Below are 20,594 nucleotides of genomic sequence, written 5' to 3'. Positions count from 1 at the left end.
AATGCTATCATATGGGGAATTTTAATGTTAGGAAATTTTGTTCAGCCTAATCTTAATATTGATAATTTATATCATTATTTTGATGAATTAAAAGGTAAATTACGAATGTCTACTCAGCCATTTTTGCTATTATGATTTTTATGATTATAATGGCTAATATGAACCTTACATAAACTAAGCACTTTAACTAAGCACTTTTTAGGATTGATTATGACCACCAATGACACGGTCAATAAGACCACTGATGCCATCAATGATAAGCAACGTAAGCCCCCAAAAAATACCGCTTTTGATTATCGTAAATATCAACCATTTGCTTTTGCTCCCAAGCTGACTGATCGCACTTGGGCGGACAAACAGCTGACCAAAGCCCCAATTTGGGCAAGTGTGGATTTGCGTGATGGCAATCAAGCTTTAATTGACCCCATGACCATTGAGCAGAAACTCAAATTCTTCAAACTGCTGGTTGATGTTGGGTTTAAAGAGATTGAAATCGGCTTTCCGTCAGCCGCTCAAGTAGAATATGATTTTACTCGCAAACTGATAGAAGAAGGGCATGTGCCTGATGATGTCACGTTGCAAGTGTTGGTACAGGCTCGTGAGCATCTCATTCGCCGAACCTTTGAGTCTTTGCAAGGGGCAAAACGTGCCATTGTTCACGTTTATAACTCGACCAGCAAGGTTCAACGTGATAAGGTCTATCAAAAAAGCGAACAAGAAATCAAAGACATTGCCTTATTTGGTGCAACCATGCTTAAAGATTTGGCAAAAGAGTATCCTGATACAGAGTGGATATTTGAATACTCACCAGAGAGCTTTAGCCAGACTGAGACCGACTTTGCCATTGATGTTTGTGATGCGGTCTGTGAGATATGGCAACCAGAGCAGGGGCAACAAGTGATTTTAAACCTAACTGGGACGGTAGAAGCCTCCACACCCAATGTCTTTGCCGACCAAGTGGAGTATTTTTGTCGTCATCTTAAGCATCGTGAGCATGTAACCATCAGTCTCCACACCCACAACGACCGTGGTACAGCAGTCGCTGCCAGTGAATTGGGGTTGATGGCAGGGGCAGACCGCATCGAAGGCACCTTACTTGGTAATGGTGAACGCACTGGTAATATGGACATCTTGGTGATGGCCATGAATCTATATAGTCAAGGTGTTGACCCAGAACTTGACTTTAGTAACATCAGCGAAATTGTTCAGGTGGTTAGCGAATGTAATCAATTACCTGTGCATCCTCGTCATCCTTATGTTGGTGAATTGGTGTTCACCGCTTTTAGTGGCTCACATCAAGATGCGATTAAAAAATCATTGGATTATAATGAGCAATACTTGGAACAAACGCAAGGCATCTGGGACGTGGCGTATTTGCCCATTGACCCTGCACACATTGGGCGTGGTTACCAAGATGTGGTACGCATCAACAGCCAATCAGGTAAAGGCGGAGTGGCGTATATTCTACAACGTGAATTTGGCTTTAATCTGCCTCGTTGGATGCAAATTGACTTTAGTAAAGTGGTGCAAATTGAAGCTGAAAAACAAGCTCGAGAATTGCAAATTGATGAAATTTTATCCGCTTTTAAACGCACTTATTTGCATCAAGAGCGGTTGCGTTTATTGGATTATAGCGTCAGTAATAAAGGTGGCGATGTGCATTTTGTTGGGCAAGTGGACATTAATGGCACGGTGGTGGACATTCAAGGCACGGGTAATGGCCCACTGTCGTCATTCATTGATGGTATTGGCACGCATTTTAGTAAAGCCATTCATGTTACCAACTATTCCGAACACGCCATCAGCCAAAATCATCTGGACGATGGTAACAACAGCGATGAAAACAAAACCAATGCAGATGCGGTGGCGTATATTCAGCTGAGTATTGATGGACAGATTTACTCAGGCATTGGTACTTGTACCAGTACCGTATCTGCCATGCTAAAAGGAGCGTTATCAGCCCTGACTCAAATCACTCAATAATCACTTTTTTTATGCTTCCTATTTTATTCACGGTATGCTTATGTCTTATGCTTCTAAACAACATCACACTGTGTTAAACCGACTCATCGAAATGCAACAATTAAATGATGACATTCAGGCTCAAACGCAACAACTTAAAATCATGCTCAAACAAATCAAACAGTTGCAAAAACAGCATGCTAGGTTAGATGAATTTTATCAAAAAGAGTATCAATCTTTTTGTTTGGCTTACCAAAATGGGGACATCAGTGAGCAAGATTTGGATTATGTGAACGAACAAGCAAAAACCAAAGGTTATTCTGTCTTAAGTGAAGATGGCATTTGGAATGTGTTGATTGATGCTGAACAAACACAAAGGGCATTGATTAAACAATTGGTAAACGCATTATGAACCATAAGCACCTCAATTACTAATCATGACTAATCAACCACACACAGCCAGCCGCACAATTCACTACACAATCGGACGACGGCGATAAAACACAATGCTGGGAATGGACAAACCCAATACCAAGCCTGAAATGACGAATATCGCTTCAAAAAAATACCGCATCATCTGTTCAAATAATGCCATACTAAAGCCAGCATAACCAATCTGCACCATGCTTATCATGGCCTTATAAGCCACAATGCCGGGCATTAAACAGATGATGCTTGGAATAATCAGCGTCTTGGGCGGTAGAATGTACCGCCTGGACACCGCCACCCCCAAAAAACTTGCCACCATTGCCCCACAAAATGTCGCCAACACCAAATGCACATCATGGTTTACCAACAGCGTCTTTGTGCCAAAGCCACTGACTGTCAGTAGCAAACACACCCCAATAAAAGATTTAGGGACATTCAGCATTAATGTCCAACCCAAAGTAATCAGACATGCCAATATCAAAGCGGTCAAAAACGTCATGATAAATTACCTGCCATCATCTGTTATTATAATCCCCAATTTGGCAAGCCAAGCAACAATAATGCCATGACAATGCCCACACAAGCCGATAGCGTCAACATAGAAGCATACACATAACGACCGATGCCCATGCTGATAAATCCCTTTAATATGTCATACAACGCATTGATGATGGGAAAGCTTGGCACAAGAAGCAACACGCTAGATGCCACCGCCACCGCAGGGTCATCAGTAAATGGTAAAAAATAACTGCTTGCCCCCATCAATGATGCCACAAAAGCCGTCATAATCACCGCTATAAATGGATTAAAATGCCAGCGGGCGAGCATCAACCGACAACCCATCGCCAAAAAACCCGCCACAAACGTGATGGCAGTGATGGCAATATTACCACCATTGAGATGAGCAAAACTGGCACACGACCCCCCAACAAAGGTTGTTACCAACCATGGTGAATACACCTTGTGGTCAAGCTCATCAAAGCATAAGATGGTTTGGCTGATGCGTTCTTGTAGATGGTCAGTGGTTTTGTCATTAAAATCAGGTGTCAGCTGACGTTCTGCTTGACTGACAATGCGTTGAATTTGTATCAGCATATTGACATTGATGGCTTGGCTCACGGTGTCTCGGGTGGTGGTAATGCACCTTTGATTGTATACCGTCGTCAGAGTAATGGCATTAAAAGACAACGCACATTCCACACTGCCTACCCCCAACGCCAGCCCCAAGCGTTTGCTTAAATCCGTTACCAATAAAGACTCACCCCCATATTGCATTAGCAGCAACCCACAGCGGACACACAAACGAGTGATTTGTTGTTGCTGTTCGTATGCCATATAGGGCATGGATTTTGGCTTGTTTTGAGCAGTTGTCTTGTTGGCAGTTGTTTTGTTGCCAATCATGGTTGTCGCTAATGTTGTTTGGGGCAAATTTGAATGCGTTGGGGTTGAGTGTTTCAAGATAAACTCGCTCAAAATGATTTATGCTGATTATTTATGCTTATGATACATAAAGACACTTGAAATGTCGCCATCCATCACCATCATTAAGCATGACTCATTGAGGTGTGCCAGCACATCTCTTAAACTTAACGGGTGTGTCTGTTTTCCTTAGTCTTCCTTTTTAATGGACACACAAAATTCATCCGTGCCAATCACATACCAACGCCCACAGTCAAGGTTTGGTCATGATGGCACACCAAGGAGGATGCCCCATCATGACTGCTCATCAATCCCATAAAAAAAATGTACTCATCATCGGTGCAGGTGGTGTGGCACAAGTGGTTGCCCACAAATGTGCCATGAATAATGACATATTGGGCGAAATACACATCGCCAGTCGCACATTATCAAAGTGTGATGCCATTTACGATAGCATCGTAAAAAAAGACAGCTTTAAACTGCCTGCTGTCTTACACACGCATGAAATTGATGCCATGGACGTGTCTGCCCTAAAGGAGCTGATACAACAGCTGAACGTACAAATTGTCATCAACGTTGGTACGGCATTTATCAACATGACCGTATTAGAAGCCTGTATTCAAACAGGCGTGGCATACATCGATACCGCCATTCACGAAGACCCAAGCAAAATTTGTGAAGACCCACCTTGGTACGCTAACTATGAATGGAAACGCCGAGACCGCTGTGCTAAGCACAAAATTACTGCCATCTTGGGAGCAGGTTTTGACCCTGGTGTGGTCAATGCTTACGCCCGCATTGGTCATGACATGATGGATAAAGGGTCAGTTACTGACATTGACATCATTGATATTAACGATGGTAATCATGGTAAATATTTTGCCACTAACTTTGATCCTGAAATTAACTTTAGAGAATTTACAGGAACTGTGTATTCTTGGCAAGATGACCAATGGCATTCAAATAACATGTTTGAGGTTAAGCGTACCGATGATTTGCCTGTGGTTGGCATACAAGACAGCTACTTAAGCGGGCATGATGAAGTGCATTCACTATCTGCTAATTTACAAGTACCTAATATTCGCTTTTGGATGGGTTTTGGTGAGCATTATATGAATGTGTTCTCAGTACTCAATAATCTTGGACTGTTGTCAGAACAACCTGTGATGACCGCTGAAGGACAAGAAATTGTGCCATTAAAAGTGGTTAAATCGGTACTGCCTGATCCAAGTTCGCTTGCCCCTAACTACACAGGAAAAACGTGCATCGGTGATAAAATCAAAGGCAAAATCAATGGCAAACCTGCTGAAATATTTATTTATAATGTCTCTGACCACAAAGAAGCGTTTGAAGAAGTGGGCAGTCAAGCCATCAGCTACACCGCAGGCGTGCCAGCTGTCGCTGCTGCCATGCTGGTGGCAACAGGGGAATGGGACGTACAGCGTATGGTCAATGTTGAAGAGCTAGACCCCAAACCATTTATCAACTTGCTCAATGACATTGGTTTACCCACTCGGATTAAAGATGACCACGGAGATAGGGTATTGTCTTACTAAATGGGCGATATTTTGTGAATTTTTTCAGGATAAAACCCCACCATGTGGTGGGTTTTTTATGGTCAAGATTTTACACTGAATCCCAATAGACTTCTTTCACCCAAAAGGTATTGTTAATTTTGAGAATGTATTATGATTTTTGCAAGAGATTTATTATCCATCGATATTAAATCGGTTGTTATTAAATCGGTTGTTGTGTTGGCACAACCGCCAAAAACTCTTGACGAGCTGCCTTATCAGTCACAAAATCACCAAGCATCGCATGGGTGCGAGTGGTGGAATGTTGTTTGGACACACCACGCATCATCATACACATGTGTGATGCGTCCATCACCACCGCCACACCACGGCAGTCAGTCAGTTCATTGATGGCTTCGGCGACCTGTTTGGTTAGGTTTTCTTGGATTTGTAAGCGTCTGGCGTACATGTCGATGATGCGAGCGACCTTAGATAACCCAAGTACCTTACCATTGGGTAAATAGCCCACATGTGCAACCCCATAAAATGGTAATAAATGATGCTCACACATTGAATAAAATTCAATGTTTTGTACCAGCACCAGCTCATCATTGTCGGTAGGAAAAATGGCGTTGTTGCTCACTTCTGTTAGGGTTTGGTTATAGCCTTGCGTCAGATAGTCAAATGCTTTGGCTGCTCTTACGGGGGTATCGATTAGCCCTGCTCGAGACAAATCTTCGCTGGTGGATTCAATTAATTGACTGTACAAAAACGCATTGGGGTGTTCGGTGTGTGTCATAAAATACCTAAAGCCAAAAATGACCTAAGCAAAACATCGCTTTGGTTAGCGACGAATTTTGATTGCCGACTAACAGGTCATCTTTTATGTTGCAAAAATTAAGTTTACAGTTGTGCATTTATTTGCCATTTGCACTATACTAAATGGCTGAATACTAAAATGGCTTAACCAAAACAGCTTATTATTTAAAACCTGCTATTTTTAAAACCTGCTATTATAGTCAAAAGGAAGAATTCATGCTATTACAAGGTAAACGATTTGTGGTAACGGGCATCGCCAGTAAACTATCCATTGCTTGGAGCATCGCCGAATCCCTGTACCGTGAAGGGGCGTCGCTGATACTCACTTATCCAAATGACAAAATCAAAAAACGAGTGGACATGGCGGCCGATGCTTTTGACGCAGATAAGGTGATTGAGTGTGATGTCGCCAGTGATGTGTCCATCACCGCTTGCTTTAATGAGATTGCCAGTCATTGGGGAGATGGCATTGATGGGGTGGTGCATGCCATTGGTTTTGCACCTGCCGACCAGTTAGATGGTGATTTTACTCATGTGACGACTCGTGAAGGCTCACAAGTGGCACACGACATTTCAAGTTATAGCTTTGTTGCGCTTGCTAAAGTTGCTCGTCCACTGCTTGCCAAGCGTCAAGGTTCATTGTTAACGTTGACGTATGAAGGCAGTATTTCGGTCTTGCCTAATTATAACGTCATGGGCATGGCAAAAGCCAGCCTTGAGGCAAGCGTTCGCTATTTGGCGGTGTCATTAGGCGGTGAAGGGATACGAGTAAATGCCATCTCAGCAGGTCCTATTCGCACCTTGGCAGCCAGTGGCATCAAATCTTTTCGTAAACTGTTGGACATTAATGAAAAAATTGCCCCATTACAACGCAATGTCAGTCAGCAAGAAGTGGGTAATGCGGCGTTGTTTTTGCTATCGCCTTGGGCATCAGGCATTACAGGTGAGATTTTGTTTGTTGATGCAGGGGTCAATACCGTTGGTATGAGTGAGCAGTTGTTACAATTGGCAGATACAGATGATTAGGGTGTATTGATGGGTTGTCTTTGTGGCTGTTGTCTTTGCGGCTACAATTCCCTGCCATTACCCTACCATTGGCTCTATTTTTTCATCACACACTTATGATAAGATAAGCCTGTGCATCATTTTAAGCCCAGCATCACCCTATAATAGGGCAACCATTTTAATAAGGATAAACGATGAAATCTGCCCACCCATTAACCCCTTTTTTACCCAGCAATCCCATTGGCTTTAAACCCACAGAACTGCTCAATCCTGACCACATCAATCAGCAAAGTCATGCCTTATTTAAGTTGATATCACCGTTATACAGTGTCGATGAGTCGACATTCATGCGTGAATTGTTGCCACTTGCCAAGCCGTCTGATGCTGAGAAACAACAAATTGCCACCCAAACGCATCAATTGGTTGAGCATGTGCGTCAAAATGGTGATGCGGTCAAAATGGTTGATTCGCTGTTATTGGAGTACAGTTTAGACACCAAAGAAGGCATCTTATTGATGAGCTTGGCAGAAGCCTTAATCAGAGTGCCTGATAATGCCACCGCTGATGCACTTATCCGTGATAAGATGAGCGTGGCAGATTGGAAAAAACACCTAAAAGACGATAACGCTTTTATGGTCAATGCGTCAACTTGGGGCTTGATGATGACGGGTAAAGTGGTGAGTATCGATAAAGACACCACCGCCACAGGCTTTTTGGATAAAATGACCAAAAAAATGGGTGAGCCAGTCATTCGCAGTGCCATGCAAAAAGCCATGAAAATCATGGGGCATCAGTTTGTGTTGGGTGAAAGCATCGAAAAAGCCCATAAAAACAGCCAGTCGTATCGTAACAAGGGTTATACTTATTCGTTTGACATGTTGGGTGAAGCTGCCATCACCAACAAAGATGCTGAAAAGTATTTTAATGACTATTTGCATGCTGTCAAATCCGTTGCCAACATCAAAGTTAATGATGGCATGCCCAAGCCGTCCGTGTCTATTAAGCTGTCTGCTTTGCACCCACGTTATGAAGCCACCCAAGAAGCACAGGTATTAGGTTTGCTTAAGCAACGCTGTTTGCTCCTTATTGAAGCTGCCAAAGAAGTCAACGTGGATATTAGTATCGATGCTGAAGAAGCTGACCGCTTGGAGATATCTTTAAAATTATTTGAAGCCCTTTATACCGATGTCATCTTACAAGATTGGGACGGACTTGGCATCGTGGTGCAAGCGTATTCTAAACGTGCCATTGCCGTGTTGGCTTGGCTGGCAAGTCTTGCCAAAACGCATGGCAAACGCATTCCTGTGCGTTTGGTGAAAGGGGCGTATTGGGACAGTGAAATCAAATTGGCCCAACAAAAAGGCTTATCAGGCTATCCTGTGTGGACACGAAAAGAAGGCACAGACACCGCCTATTTGGCATGTGCCAGATTTTTATTATCAGAGCATTTGCAAGGGCTGATTTGGCCACAATTTGCCACACACAATGCCCATACGTTGGCATCAGTCATGACCATGAGTACGCATAAAAACTTTGAGTTCCAACGTCTGCATGGCATGGGTGATGCTTTATATGACCACATTTTACAAGCTTATCAAATCCCTGTCCGTATTTATGCGCCTGTGGGTGCTCACAAAGATTTGTTGCCATATTTGGTGCGTCGCTTATTAGAAAATGGGGCAAACAGCTCTTTTGTGCATCAGCTGCTTGATAAGTCTTATCCGATTGATAAGCTGACCGTACACCCCTTTGATAAGCTAACGGCACATGCCACCTTGCATAATCCCAAAATCCCACTGCCCATTGATATGTATCCTGACCGTCAAGCCAGTGTTGGGCCTAATATTTTCATTGAGTCGCAGTGGCAACCGTTTAAGCAAGCCATTGATGCGTTTGCTAAAACGCAATGGCAAGCCAATAGCTTGGTCAATGGCGAAGACGTTCAATCAAGCGACGATGTCATAACAATCACTGCTCCTTATGACCGTAGCCATCATGTTGGGCAAGCACGGTTTGCCAATGCTGATATTGCCAAGGCTGCCATTGATGTGGCAGTGCAAGGGCAACAAGCGTGGGCAAAAACGCCAATTGTCGAGCGTGCCAATATTGCCAGACAAGTGGCAACATTGTATGAAGACAATTATGCTGAATTTATGGCGTTGTGCCATCACGAAGCGGGTAAGACCATACAAGACAGCATCGATGAATTAAGAGAAGCGGTGGATTTTTGTCGCTTTTATGCCAACGAAATTGAACGCATTGGTGATGATGTCAATGAATTTGTTGATTTGACAGGACAACATCATCAGCAAAAACGATTTGCATTAGGCACGGTGGTGTGTATTAGCCCATGGAACTTCCCATTAGCAATCTACACAGGACAAATCATTGCCGCTTTAATGGCAGGCAATACCGTGGTGGCAAAACCTGCTGAACAGACCAGCTTAATTGCTTATTTTGCCGCCAAGCTTATGCACCAAGCAGGCGTGCCAAAATCAGCGTTACAGTTGGTGTTGGGTGCTGGCGATGTGGGGGCGACGTTGACTGGCTCACCACAAATAGACGGGGTGATTTTCACTGGCTCTACTCAGACAGCTCAGCTGATTAACCAAAGTTTGCACAAATCAGCGTTAAATAATGACAAACAAAAACTGCCCGTATTAATCGCTGAAACGGGTGGTCAAAATGCCATGATTGTGGACTCCACCGCTTTGCCAGAGCAAGTGGTGCGTGATGCGGTGATGTCTGCCTTTGGGTCAGCAGGACAACGCTGTTCTGCTTGTCGCATCTTGTGTGTGCAAGATGAGATTGCTGATGGCATCATTGAGTTGTTACAAGGCAACATGGTAGAGCTGGTGGTGGGTGATCCAAGCCAAGTAACCACCGATGTGGGGCCTGTCATTGACATGGAAGCTCAAGAAAGTTTGCTGGATCATATTGAGCGTATGAAAAGTGAACCAACTGCCAAGCTGATTGCTCAAGCCAATGTCAATGCCCAAATCAATGCCCAAACCAACGCCACCACATCAACACAAAACGCATCAACACAAAAACAAGCAACGTTTGTGCCACCGACTGCCATTGAAGTCAGCAACATCGATGTCATTGGTGGTGAGCATTTTGGTCCGATTATGCACGTTTTACGCTATCGTAGTCAAGATTTGGACAGCCTTATCGACAGCATCAACGCCACAGGCTATGGGCTGACCATGGGTATTCATAGTCGCATCGAAACAGTTGCCGACCGCATCGAACGCCGTGCGTTGGTGGGGAATACCTACATTAACCGTAACCAAATCGGAGCGGTGGTCAATGTGCAACCCTTTGGTGGCACAGGGCTATCTGGCACAGGGCCTAAAGCAGGCGGACCACATTATATGGCTCGTCTGATGCAATGGCAAGCCAAGTAGTTTTATGACGTGTGTCATTAATACTTTATAATGTATGTTATTAAAAATTGACAGATAGGATAATAAAGAGAACGACCATGGCCCAATTTAAAATCAATCAAAGTAATGTAAGCGAAACATGGCGACTGATGAGCGTTCAGGCTCGTTCAGACATACTCAAGAATGCGTTTGAACCCCTGTCAGCATTGACTCATGATGACAAGGCAGCAATGCAAGTATTTAACCATTTGCTAGAGCAGGGCAAGCACCTTGATGATTCTGTGATGTTGGCAGGAGCGACAGGTGAGTCGAATGAGTTGTATATTCAAGCTCGTGGTAAAACCTTGGTGGTTGGTTGTGAATCTGCTCACCCCATGAGCATATTGGCACAGTTGCTGGCAGGACTGCTGACAGGCAATGAAGTGCATTTGCATGCCCCAACTCACCAAGATTTTTGTCAACAAGCGGTGGACATTTTGCATGGTGTGGGCATATCAGAAGATGTGCTGACCATTGCCAATGATTCACAGACTAAGGTACTGCTTCAGATGAACAACTTGGCTCAAGTTGCTGTGGCGGGCACACTCCTTGATGTTAAAGAAGTGGCAGCACAAGTGAGCCAAGCCGATGGCGTGTTGACGCAAGTGATAGCCTTGACGGACTTGGCAGGATTAAGCGATGTGTTTAACCCTGATTATCTGCATAGATTTACCACCGAACGAGTCAAAACCATCAACACCACCGCCATCGGTGGTAATGCCAGTTTGTTAGAAATGAGTGTTGAACAGACTGAGGTTGAACAGACTAAAACGGTCTGATAATGTTTTTATTTTTGAATTGATGGGGCGATGATGATGTCAAATTCTTTATTTATGACAGCCGATTGTAACCAATGTGAACTTATGGTAAAGAGCATCGAATGCACCGATAAAGCCAAGGCATTGCTTGCTCAATTCCCAAGCCCCATTGTCGGTCGCAACCGCCAATTTTTAACGTTGTTAAATTGTGCTGACGGTATTAGCCAGCAGGCCTGTACCGCCATCATTCGTAAGGTGGATTTTGGTTTGTTGATGGATAACGAACTAATTGACTTTAAAGAAGGGGCAGATATTGAATATCTGTTACAAATCATGCACAATCAGCTTGATAACGACAGTATTCAGCATGAGCCTGAGCCTGTTGGTGGCTATTTACAGGCTGACAATGATAATACCGTGCCAGAAGTACTGCGTCTGGCAGCTGGGCAGTTTTGATTAACGGTTTTGATAAACAGCTTTGATAAACAAGTGTCAGTGTGGGTAATTCTTTGCCACAGTCCATCTTAGTGATGGGCTTTTTTTATGTTTTGATGCCAGCATTTTGTAAAATCATCAGTTTATCAGGCGTGATAAGGTGAATTGTGTTAAAATGACTGGTCTATTATGTGCCGATGTTGTCAGATGTCGTTACGGTCAGATGATGATTTTGTTAGATGAAGTTGTCAGATAACATTGGTATCCGTTGCGATGTTTAAGGAGAATCTATGAGTGGTTCGGTCAGCCCCATTGCCATTGTTGATGAGTTAAAACAATCTTATATGGATTATGCGATGAGCGTCATCGTCTCACGGGCATTACCAGATGTGCGTGATGGGCTAAAACCTGTGCATCGCCGTGTCATGTATGCCATGCACGAATTGTCCAACGACCATAACAAACCCTACAAAAAGTCCGCTCGTGTGGTGGGCGATGTCATCGGTAAATACCACCCCCATGGTGATACGGCGGTGTATGATGCCATTGTGCGGTTGGCACAAGATTTTAGCATGCGGTATCCGATGGTTGATGGTCAGGGTAATTTTGGCTCAATTGATGACGACCCAGCCGCTGCCATGCGTTACACCGAAGTGCGCATGACCCAACTTACCCATCAGATGCTCGCTGACCTTGAAAAAGACACAGTGGATTGGGAAGATAACTATGATGGCTCTGAGCGAATGCCCAGTGTGTTGCCTGCCAGAGTGCCTAATTTATTGATTAATGGGGCAACGGGGATTGCTGTGGGCATGGCAACCAACATGGCACCGCACAATCTGACTGAGGTGATTAATGCTTGCCTTGCCTATGCTGAGAATTCACAAATCAGTAATGAAGAACTGATGACGCATGTTTTAGGTCCTGACTTTCCCACAGGGGGCATCATCTATGGACGAGCTGGCATCATTGATGCTTATCGGACGGGTAAGGGACGCTTACACATTCGTGGGCGTCATCACATTGAATCGATGGGCGAAACAGGGGCAAACAAAGATCGTAAACGCATCGTTTTTACCGAAGTGCCTTACCAAACCAATAAAGCCAAACTGATAGAACGCATTGCTGAATTGGTTCGAGATAAAAAGTTAGATGGAATCAGTGAAATTCGTGATGAATCAGATAAAGACGGTCTAAGAATCGTCATTGAGTTGCGTCGTGGTGAAGTGGCAGAAGTCATTGTGAATAATTTATTTTTACAAACGCCACTACAAACCAGTTTTAGCATCAATATGGTTGCTTTAGATAATGGTCAGCCTAAGATGATGACTTTGCGTGGCTTAATCTGTGCCTTTGTGCATCACCGTCAAGAAGTCGTTACACGCCGTACCATTTATGAATTATATAAATCTCGTGCCAGAGGGCATCTGTTAGAAGGTTTGACCGTGGCGTTGGCAAACATTGATGACATCATCGCCACCATCAAGACATCTGCCAGTCGCACCCAAGCCAGAGAAAATTTGCTTAACCAGACTTGGCAATCAGGCAACGTGGTTGCCATGCTAACCGCTGCTGGCAGCGTGGCGGTGCGTCCAGAATTTATCGAAGGCGAAGACCCTAACAAACCCTTTGGTTTGATTGACGAAGACTCACGCTATCGCCTATCACTTGAGCAGGTCAATGCCATCTTAGAGATGCAGCTGCATCGCTTGACAGGGCTTGAGCAGGACAGACTTACCGATGAATACCAAGACATCTTACAGCAGATTGTCAAACTTGAGCAGATATTGGCAGATTTTGATAAGCTGATGCAAGTCATCAAAGATGAGCTGATTGCCATACGAGATAATTTTGGTGATAAGCGTCGTACTGACATCGTTGAGTCTAAGGTAGATTTTAACCGTGAGGATTTGATAACAGAACAAACGGTGGTACTGACGGTCTCTCGCACAGGCTATGCCAAGACTCAGCCCATTGCAGATTATGTGGCACAAAAGCGTGGTGGCAAAGGCAAATCTGCCACCAGCATGAAAGAAGATGACGTGATAGACCATTTGGTGGTGACATCGACTCATGCCACGGTGCTTTGCTTTACCGATTCAGGGCGGGTGTTTAGTTTGCGAGGCTTTGAAGTACCCATTGCTAGCCGTGGCTCCCGAGGTCGCCCACTGGTCAACCTAATGCCATTAAATGCTGATGAAGCGGTTACCGCCATTTTACCCATACCACAGACCATTGATGATGTTGGCAGTCGTTTTGTATTTTTTGCCACCGCCAATGGTACGGTTAAGCGAGTGGCACTTGAACAATTTAGCAATATCCGCTCCAATGGTTTGATAGCCATTGGGTTAGAAGACAATGACAGATTGGTCAGTGTTCGCATCACCACAGGTAATCAGCACGTGATGTTGTTCTCTGCCAGTGGCAAGGCAATCCGTTTTGATGAAAATGACGTACGCAGTATGGGGCGTACTGCTCGAGGTGTGCGTGGCATGCGAATTGAGGACAATGATGCCATCAAGTCGTTGGTGGTCATCGAAGATGATGACGAAGAGCTGTTGATAGCGTGTGAAAATGGCTTTGGCAAACGCACTGTGGTGTCAGAGTTTAATGCTCAAAACCGTGGTGGTGGTGGGGTCATTGCCATTAAGACCAGCGTGCGGAATGGTAACTTGGTCAGAGCCACCAAAGTGCATGAAAATGATGACATCATCTTAATCTCAAACAAAGGCACTTTGGTACGCACCCCCGTCAAAGATGTGGCACAAGCAGGACGCAATACTCAAGGCGTGACTCTCATTCGTTTAACAGGAGAAGAAAAACTGGTTGCCATGGCACGAGTGGAATGTGATGATGAAGACGATATGGAGCTGAGTGAAGCACTTCAGGCTGATGGTCTGCTCACAGACAGCCACAGTACCGCTGACGATAATGTCAATGATGTCAACAATAGCCAACAATAGCAACGATGCCAATATACAGAGAGCCGATTGATGACGACTTTACATCTATATCATCTAAATAATTCTCGTTCATTTCGTATTTTATGGTTATTAGAAGAATTGGGATTGCCATATGAACTTACCCTTTATCAAAGAACGGCTGAATATTTAGCACCCAAGGCCTTGCAAAACATTCACCCAATGGGCAAAGCCCCCATTTTGCAAGTCGATGACAAAACATTGATAGAGTCGGGTTACATCATCGAATATTTGCTCAAATATTATGATGACAAAGGGCTTGCCCCTCACAATGACGATGATTGGAAGCATCATACTTTTTGGCTTCACTTTGCTGAAGCCACTGCCATGCCTGCTTTGGTGATGCGATTGGTGTTTAGCAAAGTTGCCACAGAATCACCATGGGTTATCAAACCAATGGCCAAAGCCATACAAAAACAAGTCGAACGCCGTATGATTACCAGCAATATCAATAAGGTTTGTCAATTGATGGAAGAACATTTGTTAAAACATGCGTGGTTTGCAGGGAAAACATTTGGGGCGGTGGACATTCAAATGCACTTTGTTGCTGTGGCTCTACAGGCAGGTGGCACACTTAAGGGGTATCCAAAAATTTTAGACTGGTTGCATCGTTGTGAGTGTCGCCCTGCCTTTGAACAAGCGGTGAAAAAAGGTGGGCGACTGGCATTTTAATGGGGCTGGCGTTTTAATGGGTAAGTAAGAGATTTGATATGCAACGCTTTGTGAGTTTTAACATCAATGGCATTCGAGCAAGACAACATCAACTAAAGGCTCTGACTGACAGCATCGCCCCTGACGTGATTGGGCTACAAGAAACCAAAGTTGATGATGCACAGTTTCCACTGGCTGATGTACAAAAGCTGGGCTACCATGTGGAATTTTTTGGACAAAAGGCACATTATGGTGTGGCATTGTTATCAAAAATTGCCCCCATTTTTGTCCAAAAAGGCTTTATTGGTGATGATGATGCTGCCCAAAAGCGGTTTATCCATGTCCGATATGACTTTGATGGTCAGCAAATAGATGTGCTAAATGGTTATTTTCCGCAAGGTGAAAACCAAAAACATGCCACAAAATACCCAATGAAACGTTGGTATTATGCCAGTTTGACTGATTATATCACCAAGCTTATCAGTGAGGGTAAATCCTTAATTGTCATGGGAGACATGAACATTTCACCCACCGACGCAGATGTGGGCATTGGTGAGGTGAATGCCAAACGCTGGCTAAAACAGGGCAAATGCTCATTTTTACCAGAAGAGCGTGAGTGGTATCAGAAGCTGTTGGCAACAGATTTGCACGACACTTATCGTTTGCATTACCCTGATGTTCATGACACGTTTAGCTGGTTTGATTATCGCAGTAAAGGATTTGATGATGAACCAAAACGTGGGCTTCGCATCGACCATATTTTATGCACATCTGACATCAAGGACGCTTGTACCAATGCTGGCGTGAGCTATCCTTTAAGGGCAATGGATAGGCCATCAGACCATGCGCCGATTTGGGCAAGTTTTGAATTTGACAAATAGCATTAAAAAGCAACCAAGTAGCATTAAAAAGCAACTTTGAAAAATAACATTAAAAAATAAGTTTGGAGAGATGACTTTGTCATCATCTTTTTTATCAGATTTTGGAACAAACCCTCATGTCTAGTCAGACCAAACCACCCCAAATGACATTAACAACAGCAACATTAACAACAGCAACATTGACGACATCATCAAAAATTATTGTCGCTCTTGATAAAAACACCCAAGCATCAGCATTGTCATTAGCAGATACCCTAGACCCTAAGCTCTGCCGGGTTAAAGTTGGCAAAGAGTTGTTTACCCATGCAGGGATAGAAGTGGTCAAGGCGTTGCACCAGCGGGGTTTTGAGGTTTTTTTGGATTTGAAGTTTCATGACATTCCCAACACCACCGCCCAAGCGGTATTGGCAGCAGCAGAGATGGGGGTGTGGATGGTTAATGTTCATGCCAATGTTGGTAGGCGTGCCATGAGCCTTGCTAAAGAGCAACTGATGAAAGGGGGGTATGACACGTTATTGATTGCAGTTACGGTATTGACATCAATGACCCAAGCTGATTTGACTGAACTTGGCATCAACACGCCCATTGAGGAGCAAGTCAAGCGATTGGCGATTCTGACACAAGATGCTGGGCTTGATGGGGTGGTATGTTCAGCTCGTGAAGCGGTCATGTTAAGACAGGTTGTGGACAGCACATTTAAGCTGGTTACCCCCGGCATTCGTTTGCCCGAAGACAGTTGTGATGACCAAGCACGCATTTGTACCCCCAGCGATGCGATAACCAATGGAGCGGATTATCTGGTGATAGGTCGCTCAATCACAGGAGCGGATAACCCAATTGCCAAGTTGCAACAGATTTTAGCAAGCATAAAAGCGTGAATGTATTAAAGCGTGAATATATTAAAGCGTAAATGTATTAAAGCGTAAATGTATTAAAGCGTAAAAGCAATCAGATGGGAGATGATGTTGATTTGCCAGATTTTATCCGATTTACACATTGACAGCCATGACAAACAGCAATTGCCATTGGGTGAGATACCCATGACTGACGCTGATGTCATCTTGGTGGCAGGGGATACTGCCAATGGTGATGCAGGCATGTTATGGTTACAAGAGCAAAGTCGGCGATTAGGCAAGCCCATCATCACCATTGCAGGCAATCACGAAGTACTTTTATCAAGATGTGCTAAGCTTTGATAAGGTGCTACAAAGTTATGACAACTTAACTGGCATAGATGACCTTGACAGTCAATCCCATCAGTCTTATCAGGGAGTCAGATTTTTACAATGTGGTTCGGTGGATTTTGGCTCAGTGCGGATTCTGGGCTGTACCTTCTGGACAGATTATCAGTATCAACGCACTGATGACACCATACACACCGCTTTAAGTTTTATGCGAGATTATCGTTGTATTTACTGTGGAGATGACACACTGAATTTATTCACCCCACAGATGTCGGTCATGTTGCATCAACAACAACGTGCTTGGCTTAAACAAGCGTTAAAACAAGCCCATGATGACGGTCAAACTGCCATCGTTATGACGCATCATAGCGTCAGCCCCTTATCCGTGTCGGATAAATATCGTTGCTTATCCAGTAATGCGGCGTTTGTCAGTGATATGTCAGCGTGGATGCACATGCCATGGTCGCCAAAGCTTTGGGTTCATGGTCATACCCATGAAGCCTTTGATTATCAATTGGGCAACACTCGTGTGGTGGTCAACCCAAGAGCCTATCCGGGAGAGGTCAGTAGCACGTCCTTGGTATTTGATTGGCACAAGACAGTCAGGGTTTAAGCTTGACTGTCTGTTGTTTTGCTTATTTTGTTTCTTGTTTTTTTACTTCTTGCTTTTTTGTTGGCTCATTTTTTTGATTTTCTGATTGATTTTCTGCATTAAGCCTTTCTTCAGCTTTGCCTAAGTCTGCCAATTTGCTTTTTTCTTCACCATTTTTTTTGATTTCGTTTGGTTGTTGTTTTTGCTGTTGCAGATGAGCAACTTTTTCATCCATTAAGGTTTTGTCATTTGCCACATTGGTGGTGGTTGCGTTGGTGGTGGTTGCATTGGCAGTTGGTTTATTGGTTTTGGATTTATTCAGCTCACGTTTTAGCCGACGCATGGCAACCGATGAAGGATAAGCAGATTGTTTGCGTTGATGGTCTTCATAGATAAGTTGCCCCATGTTGTTGATTTTGTCATAGGACATGGGTAAGGTGCGTGGATAAAAAAAGTCCATTGGGTGAGTAAAAAAGTGTCCCATGATTTGTTTAAACAATCTGCCCCATTCCATAAATTGCACATCTTTGGAACGCAGTGCCACCATCAAAGCCAGCGAAAAGCTGACCATAAGATTTGCCAAACCAATCAATGCCACGCCTAATAAACTGATGAATAAGATGCTGATGGTAAAATCTTGTGCTGGCATATTAAAAATACCATGAGCAAAATTTGCTGAAGAAAAAGCAATGTGGCGAATGTCCAAGGGTAAACCTAAAAAGTAGCCGATGGTGGCGGTTGAACCCAAAAACACCCCAAATAAGAAGTTACCCATGATGGCACCAAGGTTGGCTTCGACAAAATCGCCCAAACGTTCAACCTTAGCTTGAGGTAACAATTTAACCAATAGCCATTGGCGTTTAAGGCGTTCACCAATTTGGTTAAACACCGCCATGTTGTCATAATATCCAGCTATCAATCCTGCCAAAAACAGATAAATGCCAGCAATGGCAGCGTGTGGAATGGCAAGCGACAGCAAAGGATTTAATTCGTGCAACAGATGGTCTGCCATGTCAAAGCTAATCATCGGACTGCCTGTGTACCATAGCCAAGCCCATGAGATGACAAATGCCAGCGGTATGGCAACCAGCACATTGCCCATAATGGCAATAAACTGTGTACGCATGATGTCAACAATCAGCTCAGACAATTTGGTCAGCTGATGACGACGTTTGCCTTTGCCTTTACCTTTGCCATCTGAAATGGTGGTGGCGATGGCGGCGGCAGTCATGGCAGGCTGTTTGGTGGCAACCGTGCCATGAATGATGTGGATAAGCACAAAGCCCAAGCCATAAATCATGCTATTAATAAACATGCGTCCAAATGGCGCCAGGTCTATGTTGTATGCCAATATTTTCATTGTCGCCATAAACGCAATCAGAACCCCACCGATAGCGGCTTTTTTGAACATTTGATGGTAGCCATGTTTGTCGGTGCTGATGTAATGTTCACCAACCATGCCTGAATTTTCGGTAACCTTTCTGGATAAAATGCGTGTATTTTCTTCCAATAAATACCGAATGCTATAACGGTTTTGACTGGTGCTGACCAATGCCTGCATCATTTGTGCGATGCCTTTATCACGTTCTTTATGATGGTCTGCCAATAAAGCAACCAAAATTCTCATTCGCTCAAGACTTTGCTCAAGTCGCATCAGCAAGTTGGTCATGCGGATAGACACCCCTGTTTTATAGATGCGTTTATCCATATAAGTTACAATGTCTTCGCACTGCTCAACCATCACCAATAGGGGGGCTGAATCGGCATCGGTCTCTGGGGTGGTGTCAAGCAACTCATCTAGCTGATGCTTACTGCGATAGTCATCGACAAATTTTATCGTCTCTTGATTCAATGCCACAAAAGCAGAAGAGAAATTTAGCTGTTCTGGATAACGATTGAGCAGTTCAGGGTTAAGTCCTAAAGCGGTGATGCGGTAGGATAAAAATACCATGGCGTTTAAGATGTGGTTCTTGCTGGTGGCAACCAAATGCTGATGTTCATCATCAATTCTGATAAGGTCAGTCAGCGTGTCAAAATATTCTTGGTCAATGCTATTGAGCCACCGTCCATCATGACGTTTGTTGAATAAATAGGCAACCAGTTCAGTCACCGATTCTTTATCAGGCAGTAACGGAATGAATTTATGTCCAAGCAGTTTTTTGATGCCGTACCAAAATTCATGCTCAACAGCGATGCCTGTCTCACTGTACATGCGTAATTGGCGATATTGACTTAATAAATTTAAACAGAACAATGCCAAGTCACTGGCAAGTTTTGGGTTTTTTTTAAGAATGTCAATCAGCTCTTGGATTTTTTGATTGGCAGGATTGGGGTCTTGGTCTTTATTTGTGCTATTTTTGCTCTCAGATGCGTCACTTTGTAAGTATTCTTCAAGCTCTTTTTTTGGCACACGCAAGGCATCTATCAGCCGTTTTAGAGCAAATGGCTCAGGAATTTCTGATAAGGCAGATATGTGGGTCAAAATTTGATATAAATCTTGTGACGGTTGTTGAACCAAGGGTCACCTCAAACATTA

At 43.8% G+C, this 20,594-nt stretch carries 17 protein-coding genes; 13 read left to right on the top strand and 4 right to left on the bottom strand.

The annotated features are described in order from the left end of the window. Positions 1-210: 210 nt before the first annotated feature. Both leuA and WDM69_RS05415 read left to right on the top strand, forming a co-directional pair. The gene (gene leuA, locus WDM69_RS05420; RefSeq protein WP_338755068.1) at positions 211-1,983 is read left to right on the top strand and encodes a 2-isopropylmalate synthase; all 1,773 of its coding nucleotides are present in this window, start codon (positions 211-213) and stop codon (positions 1,981-1,983) included. Positions 1,984-2,023: 40 nt separating this feature from the next. After that, a complete protein-coding gene (locus WDM69_RS05415; protein WP_338755067.1) occupies positions 2,024-2,374 on the top strand; it encodes a DUF4298 domain-containing protein in 351 nt (116 codons plus the stop codon). 63 nt (positions 2,375-2,437) lie between these two features. Here the strand turns inward: WDM69_RS05415 and WDM69_RS05410 are convergent, their stop codons facing one another. Then, on the bottom strand, positions 2,438-2,890 hold the full coding sequence (locus WDM69_RS05410) for a threonine/serine exporter family protein (protein WP_078306709.1): 453 nt from the start codon (positions 2,888-2,890) through the stop codon (positions 2,438-2,440). Positions 2,891-2,916: 26 nt separating this feature from the next. After that, on the bottom strand, positions 2,917-3,735 hold the full coding sequence (locus tag WDM69_RS05405; protein WP_078307036.1) for a threonine/serine ThrE exporter family protein: 819 nt from the start codon (positions 3,733-3,735) through the stop codon (positions 2,917-2,919). 341 nt (positions 3,736-4,076) lie between these two features. Here WDM69_RS05405 and WDM69_RS05400 point away from each other — a divergent pair, with 341 nt between their 5' ends. Beyond that, on the top strand, positions 4,077-5,366 hold the full coding sequence (locus WDM69_RS05400) for a saccharopine dehydrogenase family protein (protein WP_240494838.1): 1,290 nt from the start codon (positions 4,077-4,079) through the stop codon (positions 5,364-5,366). A gap of 181 nt (positions 5,367-5,547) precedes the next feature. On the opposite strand, the gene folE is transcribed toward WDM69_RS05400, so the two are convergent. After that, the gene (gene folE, locus WDM69_RS05395) at positions 5,548-6,123 is read right to left on the bottom strand and encodes a GTP cyclohydrolase I FolE (RefSeq protein WP_338755066.1); all 576 of its coding nucleotides are present in this window, start codon (positions 6,121-6,123) and stop codon (positions 5,548-5,550) included. A gap of 236 nt (positions 6,124-6,359) precedes the next feature. Here folE and WDM69_RS05390 point away from each other — a divergent pair, with 236 nt between their 5' ends. The 10 genes from WDM69_RS05390 to WDM69_RS05345 all read left to right on the top strand — a co-directional run bounded on the left by WDM69_RS05390 (position 6,360) and on the right by WDM69_RS05345 (position 18,079). Then, the gene (locus WDM69_RS05390) at positions 6,360-7,169 is read left to right on the top strand and encodes an enoyl-ACP reductase (protein WP_338755065.1); all 810 of its coding nucleotides are present in this window, start codon (positions 6,360-6,362) and stop codon (positions 7,167-7,169) included. A 173-nt stretch (positions 7,170-7,342) separates the two neighbouring features. Continuing rightward, entirely contained in the window at positions 7,343-10,558 is a 3,216-nt protein-coding gene (gene putA, locus WDM69_RS05385; protein ID WP_338755064.1) for a bifunctional proline dehydrogenase/L-glutamate gamma-semialdehyde dehydrogenase PutA, read from the top strand. 77 nt (positions 10,559-10,635) lie between these two features. Beyond that, a complete protein-coding gene (locus WDM69_RS05380; RefSeq protein ID WP_078306705.1) occupies positions 10,636-11,355 on the top strand; it encodes a 1-pyrroline-5-carboxylate dehydrogenase in 720 nt (239 codons plus the stop codon). 84 nt (positions 11,356-11,439) lie between these two features. After that, entirely contained in the window at positions 11,440-11,790 is a 351-nt protein-coding gene (locus WDM69_RS05375; protein ID WP_143823255.1) for a hypothetical protein, read from the top strand. A 269-nt stretch (positions 11,791-12,059) separates the two neighbouring features. Beyond that, positions 12,060-14,732, top strand: coding sequence for a DNA gyrase subunit A (gene gyrA, locus WDM69_RS05370; RefSeq protein WP_078306703.1), 2,673 nt, complete (start codon positions 12,060-12,062; stop codon positions 14,730-14,732). A gap of 30 nt (positions 14,733-14,762) precedes the next feature. Further along, positions 14,763-15,422 (top strand): glutathione S-transferase family protein, encoded by a 660-nt coding sequence (locus tag WDM69_RS05365; RefSeq protein WP_078306702.1) that lies wholly within the window; start codon positions 14,763-14,765, stop codon positions 15,420-15,422. 38 nt (positions 15,423-15,460) lie between these two features. Next, complete coding sequence (gene xthA, locus WDM69_RS05360; protein WP_078306701.1) at positions 15,461-16,282, top strand: exodeoxyribonuclease III; 822 nt, start codon at positions 15,461-15,463, stop codon at positions 16,280-16,282. A gap of 143 nt (positions 16,283-16,425) precedes the next feature. Next, positions 16,426-17,160 (top strand): orotidine-5'-phosphate decarboxylase, encoded by a 735-nt coding sequence (gene pyrF, locus WDM69_RS05355; protein ID WP_338755887.1) that lies wholly within the window; start codon positions 16,426-16,428, stop codon positions 17,158-17,160. An 81-nt stretch (positions 17,161-17,241) separates the two neighbouring features. Beyond that, positions 17,242-17,478: a metallophosphoesterase family protein gene (locus WDM69_RS05350; protein WP_240494837.1), complete on the top strand. Its 237-nt coding sequence runs from the start codon at positions 17,242-17,244 to the stop codon at positions 17,476-17,478. Then, positions 17,432-18,079, top strand: coding sequence for a metallophosphoesterase (locus WDM69_RS05345; protein WP_240494836.1), 648 nt, complete (start codon positions 17,432-17,434; stop codon positions 18,077-18,079). Before WDM69_RS05350 ends, WDM69_RS05345 begins: the two co-directional genes overlap by 47 nt. A gap of 22 nt (positions 18,080-18,101) precedes the next feature. Here WDM69_RS05345 and WDM69_RS05340 read toward each other — a convergent pair whose 3' ends face one another. After that, positions 18,102-20,576: a site-specific recombinase gene (locus WDM69_RS05340; RefSeq protein ID WP_338755063.1), complete on the bottom strand. Its 2,475-nt coding sequence runs from the start codon at positions 20,574-20,576 to the stop codon at positions 18,102-18,104. Positions 20,577-20,594: the final 18 nt, after the last annotated feature.

The sequence above is a fragment of the Lwoffella lincolnii genome (assembly GCF_037201985.1).
In the GTDB taxonomy this organism is placed as follows: Bacteria; Pseudomonadota; Gammaproteobacteria; order Pseudomonadales; family Moraxellaceae; genus Psychrobacter; species Psychrobacter lincolnii.
Note: the sequence above shows the minus strand (reverse complement) of the source record. Positions and strands in the feature narration are given on the sequence as shown.

Bases quoted from the DNA above. Each gene is read 5' to 3' on its own strand.
- folE (WP_338755066.1), bottom strand. From the start codon at position 6,123: ATGACACACACCGAACACCCCAATGCGTTTTTGTACAGTCAATTAATT.
- WDM69_RS05400 (WP_240494838.1), top strand. From the start codon at position 4,077: ATGATGGCACACCAAGGAGGATGCCCCATCATGACTGCTCATCAATCC.
- WDM69_RS05350 (WP_240494837.1), top strand. From the start codon at position 17,242: ATGATGTTGATTTGCCAGATTTTATCCGATTTACACATTGACAGCCAT.
- WDM69_RS05380 (WP_078306705.1), top strand. From the start codon at position 10,636: ATGGCCCAATTTAAAATCAATCAAAGTAATGTAAGCGAAACATGGCGA.
- WDM69_RS05405 (WP_078307036.1), bottom strand. From the start codon at position 3,735: ATGCCCTATATGGCATACGAACAGCAACAACAAATCACTCGTTTGTGT.
- WDM69_RS05375 (WP_143823255.1), top strand. From the start codon at position 11,440: ATGGTAAAGAGCATCGAATGCACCGATAAAGCCAAGGCATTGCTTGCT.
- WDM69_RS05365 (WP_078306702.1), top strand. From the start codon at position 14,763: ATGACGACTTTACATCTATATCATCTAAATAATTCTCGTTCATTTCGT.
- gyrA (WP_078306703.1), top strand. From the start codon at position 12,060: ATGAGTGGTTCGGTCAGCCCCATTGCCATTGTTGATGAGTTAAAACAA.
- WDM69_RS05415 (WP_338755067.1), top strand. From the start codon at position 2,024: ATGTCTTATGCTTCTAAACAACATCACACTGTGTTAAACCGACTCATC.
- pyrF (WP_338755887.1), top strand. From the start codon at position 16,426: ATGACATTAACAACAGCAACATTAACAACAGCAACATTGACGACATCA.
- WDM69_RS05410 (WP_078306709.1), bottom strand. From the start codon at position 2,890: ATGACGTTTTTGACCGCTTTGATATTGGCATGTCTGATTACTTTGGGT.
- putA (WP_338755064.1), top strand. From the start codon at position 7,343: ATGAAATCTGCCCACCCATTAACCCCTTTTTTACCCAGCAATCCCATT.
- leuA (WP_338755068.1), top strand. From the start codon at position 211: ATGACCACCAATGACACGGTCAATAAGACCACTGATGCCATCAATGAT.
- WDM69_RS05390 (WP_338755065.1), top strand. From the start codon at position 6,360: ATGCTATTACAAGGTAAACGATTTGTGGTAACGGGCATCGCCAGTAAA.
- xthA (WP_078306701.1), top strand. From the start codon at position 15,461: ATGCAACGCTTTGTGAGTTTTAACATCAATGGCATTCGAGCAAGACAA.